This is a genomic window from Pseudomonas weihenstephanensis (assembly GCF_001043055.1).
Taxonomy (GTDB): domain Bacteria; phylum Pseudomonadota; class Gammaproteobacteria; order Pseudomonadales; family Pseudomonadaceae; genus Aquipseudomonas; species Aquipseudomonas weihenstephanensis.
In genome coordinates this window covers 172119-186124 of record NZ_JYLF01000009.1, presented here as the reverse complement: position 1 = coordinate 186124, position 14006 = coordinate 172119, and the positions used below count along the sequence as shown (strand labels likewise).

Sequence of the window (14006 nt, the reverse complement as noted above, 5' to 3'; positions counted from 1 at the left end):
TTGCACCCTGATCTGGAGATGGCTGGCTAAGTCTGTCGGTGCTTGCAACTGCGCCGCAAGCCGAATGGACTTGAGGGCTTGCCAGTCTCTTGTTTCCGTTAATCGTATGTTCATGATCGTCCTGAAGGTGAACTCAACGGTGGGGCGTCACGCTAAATGTCTTGGGCGCTTTTAACCGGGAAAGAGACAAAGGGTTTGATTTCTTTCAATACGAACATGCTCTGCATCTCTTTGATACCGGGCAGTCGCCGGACGACTGACATGGCGAAATCGGCAAAAGAGTCCAGATCACGGGCAACCACTTGCAGCAAGAAGTCGGCGTCGCCGCCGATGCTGTAGCAGGCCACAACGTCTTCGAGCAGCATGACTTGCTCTTCGAACTTCTTGGCTTCTGCCTCGCTGTGGTGACCAATGCTGATACGCACGAACACCATGACCCCCAAACCGATCTTGCGTCGGTCCAGTACCGCCCGGTAGCCCTGAATGTAGCGGTGCTCTTCGAGTTGGCGCACGCGGCGCCAGCAGGGGGACGCAGACATGCCGATCTGATCGGCCAAGGTCTGGTTGGTGATCCGGCCGTCCTGTTGCAAAGCGGTAAGAATGCGCACATCTGTAGTGGTTAGCACCGGCGTGGTCATAAATTCCAACTCCCTGTCATCAGGCGCAAGATTCTACCTAAATCGATTCGCGCGGCAATCAAAATAGAAATAATTATTCTGCTCAAAGGTTTAGTATTTTTTAACGCTTTAATCATCAACCTGCACACACGCCTTGAATAACTTTCGCAGTGAGGGCTAACCCTTGCTTATATAAAAATAACAGTGATGTGCGCCGCGAGGTGCGCGTTCAGGGGACTGCATGATTCTTCATTTGGTGTTTTTCAAGTTTATTGAACCGTATCAATGGGGGGATGAAGAAGTTATTGATGCCGAATCAACCACTCACCAACACCCCTTGTACATTGATGAGATTCTGGGATGGGCCTGTGGGCGCAATATAAGTGAACGCGCACAGGCGATGGACTTTGTGGTCATGGGTTTGTTTGAAAATCACACACAATTGTCCGCCTACTTAATACATCCGGATCATATGCGTGGCGTGGAGAAGTGGCGGCGTATTGCGACGTGGTCCGTGGTGGATGTTGAAGTGGACAGCCAAACCTCCAGTTTTGCCGGGTTGTTGGCCGGGGGCGTGGGTGGCCAGATAAAACAGTGGGATATCTTGAAAAGCCGGAAAGTCCAGGGAGAGACACATGAAGTTTGATGCGGCCATTCACAAGTGCGTGATTGTTGTCGACAAGGCTCTGGGGCTGGGGCATGCAGCCAATGCCATCAGCGTGATCGGGGTCAGTTTCGGGGGGGCGATCGAAGGCTTGGTAGGTCCGGATCTGCACAGCCGTGATGGTATTAACTACCCCGGTGTCATTTACGCACCGTTGCCTATTCTGGTGTCTGACAATGCGTTGTTGCACAGTTTGCAAGAAAAGGCACTGGCGGATGAAGGCGTGCATGTGATGCCGTTTAGTGCGTTGGCGCAGTCCTGCAAAACCTATGAAGAATATGAGTCGCGTATTGCCGAGGCTGACAGTCCGGCCATTGAGTTAGTTGCCATTGGTCTGGTGGGGCCGAAAAAGTTAATCAGTAAGTTGACCGGCAATCTCGCACTCTTCAAATAACAAGGAGGTTATGTGTACGCATTATTCAAGCCTGAACTTTTAGACCTGGCGCGCGCGGTGTATCAACAGCAGGCGGCTTTTGAGGCGGGCGGCATTGACGAGTCTGCCCTTAAGGAACTGCAACTTGATCGCCTTAAAGAGGTGGTGCGCTATGTTAAAGCGGGCTCAGCTTTTTATAAGACTCATTTGTCCAGCGTGCCGGATGACAGCATTGATTCGCTGAGTTGGGAACATTTCAGCCGCCTGCCTTTTACCAGCAAAAATGACCTGCGCGAGGCCGGGCACGATTTGGCCGCAGCACCGCTCAATAAGGCCTGGGTCTATTACGAGACCACCGGCACGACCGGCGCCGCCACGCCATGCCCGCGCAATGAGCATGATTCGATTTTCAATAACACCCCACTGATCCAGCGTTACGGTGAGCTGTTTCGCGCGCACGGTGAACGTCACATTGTGGGGGTGATGGGCCCTACTGAGTTGCATTCAACCGGTGACACCTTTGAAGACGTGTGCCGCAGCCTTGGCCACACCGTGGTGAAAATGTGGCCGCGCTCGCCCGTGGTCGGGCTGGACCGTGCTGTGGCATTGATCCGCGAATTGAAAATCACAGCATTGGTGTGTACGCCCGGCGTGGCGATCAGCCTGGCCAGGCATTTGATCAAGAAAGGCCAGCAGCCCGCTAACCTGGGGGTCAAGCTGATGCTGACGCTGGGCGAGCTGACCACGCCCGCGTTGTTGCGCAATATTGGCGAAGTGTGGAATTGCACGCTGTACAACTGCATGTACGCCTCACAGGAGTCGTCGATTCTGGCGGCGTGTGATGCCCGCGGCGATCTGTGCACGGTGCCGCTGAATGTGATCTATGAGGTGATCAATCCGGCGACGGGCCAGGTGCTGTCACCGGAACATCAGCGCATGACCGGCGAGTTGGTGATCACCCATTTGTATCAAGGGCAAAAACCGCTGATTCGCTATCGCACCGGTGACATGGTCAGGGTGCATGCCGTGGAGAACGGCAAGTGGCACCTCGTGCCGATTGGCCGTGTGCGCGACACGTTGGTCCTCAACGGCCACAACCATTGTGCTTACGACGTTGAAGCGGCGTTGTTCGAGCACTTGAAGGGCTGCCTCGATTACCACATTCAGGTGGAGTCGGTGGGTGGCGTTGACCAGTTGCAGGTCACGCTGGAGGTGTATCCGGGCGCGACCACGCAAAACGATCTGGTGGCCATCGCGGCCTTCATGCAGACGCGCCTGGGAGCGCTGACCCGCATTGCTGTCGGCCCGACCGATGCAGTCACCGGCACCGCTGCCATGGTCAGCTGGAAAGCCGCCCGCTTGCACGACAAGCGCCAGGGCAGCGATAACCGCGAACGCGATACCGCGTTGACCCTTGCTGCACGGAGAGCCTGATCATGGCGCATACCCCCAATCAAGCACCTACCCTCGCGCGCAAGCCGCACCTGCACGTTTACTTTGAAGGGCAGGTGGTGGAGGCCGCTCAAGCGCTGATCCCGGTGACGACGCAGGCGTTTAACTACGGCACCGCGGTGTTCGAAGGCATTCGTGCGTATGTGAGTGACGCTGGCGTGCTGAATGTGTTCCGCCTGGAGGATCACCTCAAGCGGCTGGAGAACTCCGCCAGGTTGCTGCAACTGGATAACTTGCCCGACCGCGCCGAAATGAAAGCCATCCTTGTTGACTTGCTGCGTCACAACCAAGCCAGCACGGACAGTTACATCCGCCCTTTAGCCTACAAAAAGGCGCTGCTACCGGGCGTCGGGTTTGGGGTGAAACTGTCAGGTGTCAGCTCCGGGCTGGTAATCAATACCCTGCCAATGGGGGCCTACATGCCTGCCTCGGGTGTGCGTTGTGCGATTTCGACCTGGCGCCGCATCCCCGATGTGTCATTGCCTGCCCGCGCCAAGATCACCGGCAGTTACGCCAACTCCGCGTTGGCGATGGAGTCGGCGCAACGTCAGGGCTTTGATGATGCGCTGATGTTGAATGTGCACGGCAACCTCGCTGAGTCGACCACCTCCAATGTGTTTGTCGTCAAAGACGGTTGCCTGATCACCCCCCCGTTGAGTGCGCATATTCTTGAGGGGATTACCCGTGACACGGTGATGACACTGGCCCGGGCTGAGCTGGGACTTAAGGTCATTGAACGCGATATTTCGTTTTCAGAACTGTTCAGCGTCGATGAATGTTTCCTTGCCGGTACGGGGGTAGAAATCGTGCCCGTGACCCAGATTGATCACTACTCGATCCAGGCGGGTCAGGTGGGGAACATCACGGCGAAGGTCAGGGACCTGTACCTGAAAACCGTCAGGGGCCAGGTCCCGCAATACGCCCACTGGTTAAGCCCGGTTATTCATTGAGCACTTGGAGCGTCATGAACATGGACAGAAATTTCATGAATGTGGGTGTGGTTGATTGGCGTCAATTGGTGATCAATACGCTAGGGCCCAACGGGACCAGCAGCGAAGCCGCCGCCCATTTCTTCACTCAGTGGTTTGGGCGCCAATACCCCGGGGCTCAGGTCCAGGTCAACCTGTGCGACTCGTATGAACAGGCGCGTTCAAGCCTGGTGGAACAGGTGCCGGCGGTCATGATCGTGGCCAATGCCTATCAGCAGATCAATCATTTCTACATGGACCCCCGGTTGGCGCTGGTGGCGACGTTTGTCTTCGATACGCCACTTTATGGCTTGGCCAGCAAAGGGCCGCTGACGACCAAAAAACTGACGGTGGCCACTCACCCCGCGCCAATGATGCTGATTGAAGAACTGTTGCCAGAGGGGCTTGAGGTGGACTCAGTGATTCTTGCGCTGTCCACCAGTGCCGCCGCTGGCGCCGCGGCCCGAGGTGAAGTGGACGTGGCGTTGACCACTGAAGTTGCCGCCGCCCTGCACGGTTTGAACTTTGTCTCCAGCACACGCCCCATCCGCATGCTGTGGTCAGTGTTCGCTTACACCCAGTGGAGCGCGTTGGGCATGGAAGGCAACGTGCATTGCAATTGAGCGCTGCGCTCACTCCCAAGAATAAAAGTAGAGGTTGTCATGACTGTATTGAAACGCCACACCCTGGACTCGACGCCGCACAAGAGCAAGCCGTTGCTGCAAAGCTCTATCGATAATTTTGGCTGGATTCCTAATCAGAGCGCTTACATGTCCGAGTCGCCGTCCTTACTCGCGGCCTATCAGAGCGCCCATGACCTGTTTATCGACAGCTCCTTGACTGAGGAGCAGAAAGCGCTGGTGTGGATGACCACCGGGGTTGAAAACAGCTGTGAATACACGGTGCAGGCGCATGCATTCATCGCACTGTCCAACGGGGTGGACGCGGCAGTCGTGGATGCCATCGCCCATGACCCGAGCCGTTTAAGCCCGCAATTGACGGCTCTGCGCAGCTTTACGCTTGAGGTGATTCATGCACGCGGGCATTTGGGCCAAGCCGCCATAGATGCGGTGTTGCGTGCCGGTTTCAGCCAGCAAAACATGCTGGATGTGGTGCTCGGTGTGTCACAGAAAAACATGTCGACGATTGTCAATGCCATTGCTGGCACCGAAATCGACACCGCGTTCCAATGGGCGGGGTTTAAAGGTTTCAAACAGGCGAGCGGAGGCTGATTGATGCTGTACCTGGACAGCCACTCGGTCACACACCTGCTCAATGATGCGCTGAGCCTGAAATTGAGCGAGATCGCTTTCAAATTGCACGCAACTGGGCAAGTCGATCAGCCTTTACGCACGATTGTCAGGGGCGCGGAACAGCAATTGATGGGCGTCATGCCTGCGTACATCAAGTCCGGCCCTTATCAGGGCTTCGGCCTGAAGTCCGTGGTGGTCAAGTTGGGGGAGGCTGCCAAAGGCCCGTCGCACAGTGGCAGTGTGTTGATCTATGACGAACCCGGTGCGCCACCCGTGGTGGCCGTGGATGCCGGTGCAATCACGCAGGTTCGCACCGCGTCGGCTTCGGCCTATGCCACCGACTTGCTGGCAAATGCGCAGGCTTCACGTCTCGCCATACTCGGCACCGGGCTACAAGCGCGTGCTCATTTGTTGGCCATGCAAAGCGTAAGGTCGATCAAGCACGTTTCAATTTGGGGCCGCAACCCGCGAGCCACCCGTGAATTGGGCCAATGGATTCAGAGCACCTGCGATCTGGCGGTGAGCGTATGTGCCAGCGCCGCAGAGGCGGTCCATGACCGCGACATTGTGTGCCTGACCACGGCCGCCAGGTCACCGATCATCAGGCGCAGTGATTTGCCCAAGCACTGCCACGTCAACGCAATCGGCTCATCGGCGCTGGGGTTTCAGGAGCTGCATGAAGATGTGTACCAAGACAGCCTTCTGTTCACCGATTGCAATCAGTCGGTGTTGGCCGCCAGTGAATGCGTGATCAAAGCGGTCAACCAAGGCGTTTTGAACCCGCAGGGCGTGGGCACTGAAATCGGTGCTGTGCCGACTGATCGACGTTGGCGGGAGGAAGGGGGCGTCACACTCTTCAAGTCCGTAGGGTTGGCGGTGCAGGACCTGGTGTTTTCCCGTGAGGTAATCCGCCAGTGGCTCGCCTCATCGGGCTGACTACACAGACCGGTTTGAGCCCTGGCCTTACGTAAAATTTATGTCCCGAGGGGGAACGCTATGCTCGATTTGACACAGGTACTCACCTACAGCGCGGCATTAGGTATCGCCGCAGCCATTCCGGGGCCAGGCATGGCTGCACTGGTGGCCAGAAGTGTCAGTGGCGGAGCACTGACCGGGTTTTGTTTGTTGTTTGGTTTGATTCTGGGGGATTTGACGTACCTGTCATTTGCCGTGTTTGGCCTGGCGATGATCGCTGAGCACTTTAACGAGCTGTTCCAATTGGTGCGTTGGGGGGCTGCGCTGTATCTGTTCTATCTGGCCTGGCAATTCTGGTTTGCCGATCATCAGGCGATTGAAGTCGGTAAGCCTGTGAAGCGTAAAGAACTGCTGTCAGCGGCGGTCTCAGGTTTGACCATCACCTTGGGCAATCCTAAAACCATTGCGTTTTACCTGGCCTTGCTGCCGTTGGTGATCAACCTTGAAACCGTATCACTGGCGACGTGGGGGCTGATGCTGGTGCCGTTAACGGTGCTGGTGCTACTGAGTGTCGGGGCGCTGTTTGTTTTCGGTGCGGTGCGTATTCGTCACCTGCTGTCGAGCCTGCGCGCGCAACAGCGATTGTTTCGCGGTGCCGCCGCGATCATGGTGGCAGCCGGTGCGGCCATGCTGGTTCGCTGAGGGGTGTCACACGTTACTGACTGGCCTGCTCATACGCTCGGCGCATGGTGTGCCACGTGTGCGGGTCAGCCGGTATCAGGTGCTCGATGCGCAAGGAGGTCACCGTGACATCCTGCGGCATGCCAAATGTTGTGAAGGTAGACAGGAAGTTCAGCTCGCCCTGTTGAGAGTTGACCCGCGTCATCACCAGCGGTGGCAGCTCATCGCTCAACACGTCCGGCATGGCAGGGGCGGGCAGTTGCTTGAGCAGGTGCGCCAATTCGCGATTGTCCAAGGCTTCACGCGCAGCGCTTTGCAAGGCAACACGCCTGATTTCACAGGCGTTGATCAGGTGGCACTGCTCGTGGGAACGGTCGGCTGTTCATGGATGAACTCTTGTGGGCACAAGGCAAACGTCTATGACCTGACAGGTCATTGCTTGGCCGGTGACGTTATCACTAACGTAACGGCAACTGACACCCCCTTTGCTCAAGGATGGCCATGATGAAAAAACCTTACCTCGCGTTCATCGCACTGCTGCTGTTCTCCTCGTATACGGCGTTCACCTTGTGGCAGGCCGACCAATCCCTGATTGATTTCGGCCTGCAACTTATGTCCAAACCCGATACGGCTCAGGTGGTGATTGACTTGTATTTGTTGGGTGGCATGGCCTGTGTCTGGATGTATCGCGATGCTCGCTCGAAGGGGCGTCCGATCGTTACTGTATGGCCTTATTTTCTGCTGACGGCGGTGTTCGTCTCGATAGGTCCGCTGCTGTATATCGTGGTCAACGGCTTTCGGCATCCGCAATCAGGAAAGTAGCGGCAAGTTGTAGCTGACGGGTCAGTTTGGTATTGTCCGCGCGCTTTCTGAGCCCTCATGCGTGAAGAACTCAGCAAGACAGTACCTGGTCAGCCTTAAGCCTTGCGCCATATCCGTTTGTGCGCCCCTCTTAAAATGCCCCAATGTTCATTTGGCGCGCCGCGCGTTCCACGCCCGCAATGGCCTGTGCCTGTCGTGGGCAAACGTCGGCGAGATGGCAGCGTTCGGCAGTGCGAACTACCAGGTACCCCGTTTTCCTTAAAGGAGTATCCAGTGAAAACACTGTTCAAAACCCTGCTGACAAGCACCGCCGTGGTTGGTTTTTTTGCGCTGGCCGGTTGTGCCACTGAAAGCTCGCGCGCATTACCCATTGAAAAAGTCGCCAGTGCCAGCGTTGCGTACCACGGTGTGCGCGTGCCAATTGCGGTGGGCAAGTTCGATAACCGCTCCAGTTACATGCGCGGCATTTTTTCTGATGGTGTCGACCGCCTCGGCGGACAAGCCAAGACCATCTTGATCACCCACTTGCAGCAGACCAACCGCTTCAGCGTGCTGGACCGCGACAATATGGGCGAAATCGCCCAGGAAGCTGCGATCAAAGGCCAGGCCCAAAAGCTCAAAGGCGCGGATTACGTCGTGACAGGCGATGTGACCGAGTTCGGTCGCAAGGAAACCGGCGACCGTCAATTATTCGGTTTGCTGGGTCGCGGTAAAACGCAGGTGGCTTACGCCAAGGTCAACCTGAACATCGTCAACATCAGCACCTCAGAAGTGGTCTATTCGACTCAGGGTGCAGGTGAATATGCCTTGTCCAATCGTGAAATCGTGGGTTTTGGCGGCACTGCCAGCTATGACTCCACACTCAACGGCAAGGTGCTGGACCTGGCCATGCGTGAAGCGATCAATCATTTGGTAGACGGTATCAACGCTGGCGCCTGGAACCCGCGTTCTAACTGATCAGTGATGCATCAAGGAGCAGTACAAGGATGAGCAAGGCAGTCAAGTTGTCGCTGATGCTGGCAGGATTCATGATAGTGGCCGGTTGCCAAACCGCGCCCAAACCGCTGTATCAGTGGGAAAGCTATCAGCCGCAGGTGTACGAATACTTCAAGGGTGAACCCAAGGAGCAGCAGGTCGAGGCACTGGAGCGCGATCTGCAAAAGATCAATGCCAGCGGTCGTTCGGCTCCGCCCGGTTATCACGCGCATTTGGGCATGTTGTACCTGTCGATGGGCAAGGATGATCAGATGGTGCAGCAATTTCGCACTGAAAAAGCCTTGTTTCCCGAGTCCGGGCCTTACATGGACTTCTTGCTCAAGAACGCCAAGGCCGGAGATACCAAATGAGTGCGCGTTATTTAGCGGTGTTGTTGAGCCTGGCCTTGCTGGGCGGCTGCGCAGCCCCCAAAACCATCGACTACGCGGCGTTTAAACAAAGCCGTCCGAAAAGCATCCTGGTACTGCCACCGATCAACGAGTCTCCCGAAATCCAGGCCTCTTACAGCCTGGTGTCGCAGGTTACGTACCCGTTGGCCGAGGCGGGCTACTACGTGCTGCCGATTGCATTGGTGGATGAAACTTTCCGCCAGAACGGGCTGACCACGGCCAATGATATTCAGGCGGTATCACCGGCCAAGTTGCAGGAAATCTTTGGCGCGGACGCTGGGCTTTACATCACCGTCACTGAGTACGGCACGCGCTACATGCTGATCGCCAGTGACACCGCTGTCACGGCCACGGCAAAACTGGTGGACCTGAAAACGGGCACCACGTTGTGGACCGGTGTGGCGCGCGCTTCCAGCGAAGAGGGCAACGGCAACGGAGGAGGCATTATCGGTATGTTGATCACGGCTGCGGTCAAGCAGGTGATTAACAGCTCCACCGATGCCGCACACCCTATTGCGGGTGTAGCCAGTGCTCGATTGCTCTCGGCCGGCCAGCGCACCGGGATACTGTATGGGCCTCGATCGCCCAAATACGGTTCGGACTGATTCCGTCAGTGTCAGTGGCGCCCGCACCGGCCACTGACACACCGTGTCGGGTAAATTTTTTAAATGGACGTCCTTCCGAGCAGGCACGTTGAGTACTGAAATATGAATCGTCGAAAAAAAATAACGCAACTCTTGAAGGCTCACGCTAAAAAAGCCAGTGCCAAATTGGCACCGAAAAACAAGGTGAAGTACATCAGCAAAGCTGACCGCATGAAACTCGCGGCTGAACCCGAACCCGTTCGCGGCGAAGAAATGCCCGCTGAGGCGTGATGTGTTGCGGCCAGGTTCCAGGGCCAGTTGTATTTGCCATGCGGCTCAGTCCGGCCTTGCCTACCAGGTGAACTGGTCTTCAGCTACGGGTTTCTGCCCAGAATCCAGTCCTGTTTTTCTTGGCGCAAGAACGTAAGCGGTTTCACTTGAGTCTGCATATAGCTGTGCGCAGCAGGAGTGGGCGCGCTGAGCATGACCAGGACGTTCAAAACGTTGAGTTTGAGGTCGATTGAGCCTGAAAAGGACAAGGCTGTAGTGTTCGAGCGTATGAGCGCTGCCAAACTGACCGATTGCAATGCAAGGCCGTCGGTCTGGGCATTGATGTCGGTAAAACCGCAAACCTCAGTCTCGCCCTTATCCAAAAGCAGCCTGCCGCTAACGTAGCCCCAATCATGCTGGTCGCAGGCATGGACGCCTAGATCCAGGCGGCTCCCATCGGCGGCCAGCCAGACGCCGCTTAGACGGTCCTTAATCTTTGGCAGTGACGATGCTTGGACAGGCAGGCACTTGTCTGGTTCGTGGGTAACCCTGCGGTAGGTCAGCTTATCGAGGTAGGTTCCTGCGTCGGCAAGCCCTGGAAAGCCGCTGCTGGCAACCAGCAGGTGCGACAGCACCAAGGTATCCTCACCCTTCACCCGGTAGAGTTGTCCGCATAATCCTGAGGTCCAGTGCCAGCTGGGGTCAGGCGAACCTTTGTCTAGCGAATACCATTCGATGGCCAGTGTTATCGCACAGCCGTGGTCCTGTTGGGCGTCGGCAAGTACTTGATAACCGCTGAGCGGGTATTTTCCAGTGGAGCCAGTCGAGGATTCATAGCTGCCAGAGAGTCGACTCCCTTGCGCGGTGAGCGTCATGATCGAGCCGTAGTCATTCTTCCAGATGCCAGCCGCGGACATGGGTATAAGTGGCACTTGAGCCTTGGGTGCGTAGTCAAGTGTTGGCTTTTCGCAGGCGAGTAGCCTGGGCGCGGTATCGAATTGGCGCGAAGACGAGCGTGTGATGATTTTGGGTCTGTCCGGGCGGTTGTAGAGCCATACGCCAACGGGAGCCAATGAATACTGCCCGTGACGGCATTGCTTGACCCGGTATTCATAAACGGTATAGCAATGCTCCATGACCACCGAACCCACCAGCACCAGGTCGGCCAGCCCAAGGGGTTCAAATTGAGGCAGTGTTTGGCCTTTGTCAGGCCCTTCTTCGATTAATACGTGGTAAAGGTCAGCCCCGAGAGTGATCTCACCATCAGCAAAGCCGAGCACTACATCCGGGCAGCCACCTTGAGCGATCCGCTTCAGGGTCTGGCGCATAAGTCGGTCGTCGCCTTTGAACCGTGAGGAGCCGGAGTCCAGCGCAAAGGTGATGTCCTGCGCCAACACAACGCCTCCGACCGAGTAGGTGGTCAAGGGTGTGGACCAAATGTACTCCACGCCAGGCACCTTGCTGTAGAGCGCCCAGGGCAGGAACAGATGAGGGCCTTGAGTCTTGCTGGTATCGACAGATGCGAACTGGCACTGGCCTTGCCCTGAAACGCGATCCCAATCGAAAGCGATGAAAGGTTGTTTGGGGTCAATTTCCCCGGCGTTCATCAGCGCTTCGAACACGAACGTGCTGCGACTGTCGACATAGGCGCTGCTACTAGGGAAGCCAATGCCTCCGTCCCAGTCCAATTGGTGGAATTGTGCACCGGCATAGTCACTTGCCAGCAGAAGCTGGCTGGCCAGCGTCGTCTGGTTGAGTGTCAGCACGTCATCCCCCGACTCGACCTGTAGAGTCCCCCACGGTCCGAAGCTATAAGGTCTTTGCAAGCAGTCGGTGAAGCTGAAACTGCTGGACGCCTGATAGTCAAACCGCCCTCCACTGGAGTGCTGGCAGCGATCAGGCGCGCAGAGGGTGGAGGTTACCCATGTGATATTGGTGCCAGAGTCCAGCGCCAGCTTCAACGGTTGCTTGGGTGTGCCGATGTGTAGGGTCGAGTACCAGGGTGAAGCGCCGTTGTTCTGGTAAGGGCCGCGATGCATGGTGAGGGTCAGCCCCTTCACCTGTGGGGCTTTGTCCATAGTGAGTTCCGTCTCTGGTCAGCGGGGGTGTCATGTTTTGAAGGGCTTGTTGAAGCCGTTGGAGCGGCGGGCATCCCTGCTTCAACCGCTATTCAAGCGCATTCCCCCAAGACGATGATGTCAGTGGCTGCCGAATCAATTTGTGTGAAATAGCGTGTGGACCCCTGTCACTCCAGGGTTTTGCCTTCGGTTTCGGGAATGAGCAGTGCCAGCATGCCGATCACGGAGGGGGCCAGGATGTTGGCGACGCGTTGCGCCAGAATTGCCCAGCCGTAACCAATGGTGCGCTGCCGCGTGGGGTAAAGCTCGGCAATCCATGTGCCCCAGACACCCCAGGCACCCAGACTAAAAAAGGCCAGGGCGAAGTTGCTCAGATAGAGCATCGCACTGACTTCGTGCACCCAACCCTTGGCTTTCCAGCGTGATAGCGGCCAGTGCGGGCGTGTGCGGCTGGCGACCATCCAGCGCAGCCACGGAGCTGCTTGCTCTATCAACGGGTCCAGAATATCGGCCACCTCAGGGCTGGCAGCGAGGTGATAGTCATCCAGAACCAGTGTGATTGCGCGGTTCTCGCGGGCAAGTGCCTGGCGCAACGCATGCAGGGTGCGTTGCGGCTGAACATCCAGTGCCTGCGACGCGGCCAGATGAGGCAAGTTCGCCAGTTCAATGCCAGCATGGTTAAGGGCCAGAATCAGGTAGGCAAGAAAGCGGTTCGCCATCGGCCTCATCCAGTGACAGCCAGGCCACTCCCGTCTCGGGAGCCTGTTGGCGCAAAACCTCGTGCCATTGCATCAGCAGGGTGGTTTTGCCGTAGCCCGTCAAAAATGCTGTGCACGTCACCTGCACGTACTTTGTGCCGCAGGCTGGCGGCATAAGAAGAGTATCCGCGGCTCGGTGCTTGAAGGTTTCAGCCGCGACATCCAAGGGCGTGCGGTGTGTTTACCTCGCACGGCCTGTTGTTTGGAGCCTCACCCTCAGGCGCGATATCGCCAGCGGCCAAAAAGCGTTCAGGCTGATTGGGGTTGAGCGAGTGCTTGGCACAGGTCTATCAGTTGGTGCTTCAACAGATTGCCCGCGTGGCTGAGTCCGTTCAGGCCGTAGAGAGCGAGAAATACCCCTTGAATATCAGGCAGGCCACAGCACGCTTCGAGTACCTGGTGGTCTGCCCGGATGACCCGCTCGGGCAGCAAACTGATGCCCAGCCCCGCAGCCACCGCTGCACAGACACTGGCCAGACTGGCACTTGAGTAGTTGATGCGCCAGCGCCATCCGCCCATCTCCAAGTGATGCAGCATTTCATTGCGGTACAAACCACCGACCGGAAACACAACCAGTGGCAAGGGATCACGCGCCAAGGCGGGGGTTGAGCGGCTGTCTACCCAGCACATGCGTTCCGGCCAGGAGGCCAGGCAGTCCGCGTCTTGTCCCATCTGCTTGACCAGTAGCAAGTCAAACTCGCCTTGACGATAGAGCCGCATCAGCTCCGGCCCCAAGCCGCTGGTGACTTCCAGGCGTACACCGGGGTGCTCGCGGCCGAAGCGCGAAAGGATCGGCATCAGGCGTTCGGCCGCAAAGTCTTCAGGTACACCCAGGCGTAGCACCCCCTCACTTTTTACATCCAGAAGCACCTCTCGGGCTTCCTCTTGCAGGGCCAGAATGCGGCGCGCGTAAACCAGCAGGCGCTCGCCTTCGGGGGTGGCCATCACCCGGCGTTGTTCGCGGTCGAGCAGCTTGCAGCCCAGGCTGTCTTCCAAACGTCGTATTTGCTGGCTGACCGTGGATTGGGTGAGATGCAGGCGTTGAGCCGCCCGGGTGAAATTAGCGCAATCCACGACAGCGACAAAACTGCGCAAGAGCAAGGGATCAAACATTGTTACCGCCATTCACAAAGCCACTGAAAGGCATGTTTATATTTAATTTCAGAATGCCTGGAGCGGTGACCAT

Annotated in this window: 17 protein-coding genes and 1 pseudogene; 13 read left to right on the top strand and 5 right to left on the bottom strand. The window is 57.0% G+C overall.

Going from position 1 to position 14006, the window contains the following annotated elements:
* Nucleotides 1-152: 152 nt before the first annotated feature.
* Nucleotides 153-638, bottom strand: coding sequence for an Lrp/AsnC family transcriptional regulator (locus TU86_RS19145; protein WP_048365881.1), 486 nt, complete (start codon nt 636-638; stop codon nt 153-155).
* 220 nt (nt 639-858) lie between these two features.
* On the opposite strand from TU86_RS19145, the gene TU86_RS19140 reads away from it, so the two are divergent.
* Genes TU86_RS19140 through TU86_RS19105 form a run of 8 tightly spaced genes read left to right on the top strand, consistent with a single transcriptional unit; the run spans nt 859 to nt 6944 of the window.
* Nucleotides 859-1263 carry a Dabb family protein gene (locus tag TU86_RS19140; protein ID WP_048365880.1) on the top strand — a complete coding sequence of 135 codons (405 nt, stop codon included), beginning with the start codon at nt 859-861 and terminating at the stop codon, nt 1261-1263.
* Nucleotides 1253-1675, top strand: coding sequence for a DUF2000 domain-containing protein (locus TU86_RS19135; RefSeq protein ID WP_048365879.1), 423 nt, complete (start codon nt 1253-1255; stop codon nt 1673-1675). Before TU86_RS19140 ends, TU86_RS19135 begins: the two co-directional genes overlap by 11 nt.
* Nucleotides 1676-1687: 12 nt before the next feature.
* Complete coding sequence (locus TU86_RS19130) at nt 1688-3088, top strand: phenylacetate--CoA ligase family protein (protein WP_048365878.1); 1401 nt, start codon at nt 1688-1690, stop codon at nt 3086-3088.
* Nucleotides 3089-3090: 2 nt separating this feature from the next.
* Nucleotides 3091-4056, top strand: coding sequence for a branched-chain amino acid transaminase (locus TU86_RS19125; protein ID WP_053076071.1), 966 nt, complete (start codon nt 3091-3093; stop codon nt 4054-4056).
* A 20-nt stretch (nt 4057-4076) separates the two neighbouring features.
* Complete coding sequence (locus TU86_RS19120; protein ID WP_048365920.1) at nt 4077-4697, top strand: bacilysin biosynthesis protein BacA; 621 nt, start codon at nt 4077-4079, stop codon at nt 4695-4697.
* A 39-nt stretch (nt 4698-4736) separates the two neighbouring features.
* Nucleotides 4737-5306 (top strand): carboxymuconolactone decarboxylase family protein, encoded by a 570-nt coding sequence (locus TU86_RS19115; RefSeq protein ID WP_048365877.1) that lies wholly within the window; start codon nt 4737-4739, stop codon nt 5304-5306.
* 3 nt (nt 5307-5309) lie between these two features.
* Nucleotides 5310-6263, top strand: coding sequence for an ornithine cyclodeaminase family protein (locus TU86_RS19110; protein ID WP_048365876.1), 954 nt, complete (start codon nt 5310-5312; stop codon nt 6261-6263).
* 60 nt (nt 6264-6323) lie between these two features.
* Complete coding sequence (locus tag TU86_RS19105; RefSeq protein WP_048365875.1) at nt 6324-6944, top strand: LysE family translocator; 621 nt, start codon at nt 6324-6326, stop codon at nt 6942-6944.
* Between the two features lie 13 nt (nt 6945-6957).
* Here the strand turns inward: TU86_RS19105 and TU86_RS19100 are convergent.
* Nucleotides 6958-7278: pseudogene (locus tag TU86_RS19100) on the bottom strand (helix-turn-helix domain-containing protein); the annotation flags it as partial.
* Between the two features lie 149 nt (nt 7279-7427).
* Here TU86_RS19100 and TU86_RS19095 point away from each other — a divergent pair.
* The 5 genes from TU86_RS19095 to TU86_RS22650 all read left to right on the top strand — a co-directional run bounded on the left by TU86_RS19095 (nt 7428) and on the right by TU86_RS22650 (nt 10005).
* Entirely contained in the window at nt 7428-7745 is a 318-nt protein-coding gene (locus TU86_RS19095; protein ID WP_048365874.1) for a hypothetical protein, read from the top strand.
* Between the two features lie 273 nt (nt 7746-8018).
* A complete protein-coding gene (locus TU86_RS19090) occupies nt 8019-8702 on the top strand; it encodes a CsgG/HfaB family protein (RefSeq protein ID WP_048365873.1) in 684 nt (227 codons plus the stop codon).
* Nucleotides 8703-8731: 29 nt separating this feature from the next.
* Nucleotides 8732-9091, top strand: a complete 360-nt coding sequence (locus TU86_RS19085; RefSeq protein WP_048365872.1) for a DUF4810 domain-containing protein — start codon at nt 8732-8734, stop codon at nt 9089-9091.
* Nucleotides 9088-9735, top strand: a complete 648-nt coding sequence (locus TU86_RS19080) for a DUF799 domain-containing protein (RefSeq protein WP_048365871.1) — start codon at nt 9088-9090, stop codon at nt 9733-9735. The genes TU86_RS19085 and TU86_RS19080 overlap by 4 nt, the downstream gene beginning before the upstream one ends.
* A 102-nt stretch (nt 9736-9837) precedes the next feature.
* A complete protein-coding gene (locus TU86_RS22650) occupies nt 9838-10005 on the top strand; it encodes a DUF2986 domain-containing protein (RefSeq protein WP_082149442.1) in 168 nt (55 codons plus the stop codon).
* 83 nt (nt 10006-10088) lie between these two features.
* On the opposite strand, the gene TU86_RS19075 is transcribed toward TU86_RS22650, so the two are convergent.
* The 3 genes from TU86_RS19075 to TU86_RS19065 all read right to left on the bottom strand — a co-directional run bounded on the left by TU86_RS19075 (nt 10089) and on the right by TU86_RS19065 (nt 13933).
* On the bottom strand, nt 10089-12062 hold the full coding sequence (locus tag TU86_RS19075) for an avidin/streptavidin family protein (RefSeq protein WP_048365870.1): 1974 nt from the start codon (nt 12060-12062) through the stop codon (nt 10089-10091).
* A 167-nt stretch (nt 12063-12229) separates the two neighbouring features.
* Nucleotides 12230-12781 (bottom strand): hypothetical protein, encoded by a 552-nt coding sequence (locus TU86_RS23400; protein WP_048365869.1) that lies wholly within the window; start codon nt 12779-12781, stop codon nt 12230-12232.
* Between the two features lie 288 nt (nt 12782-13069).
* Nucleotides 13070-13933, bottom strand: a complete 864-nt coding sequence (locus TU86_RS19065) for a LysR family transcriptional regulator (protein WP_048365868.1) — start codon at nt 13931-13933, stop codon at nt 13070-13072.
* Nucleotides 13934-14006 lie beyond the last annotated feature (73 nt).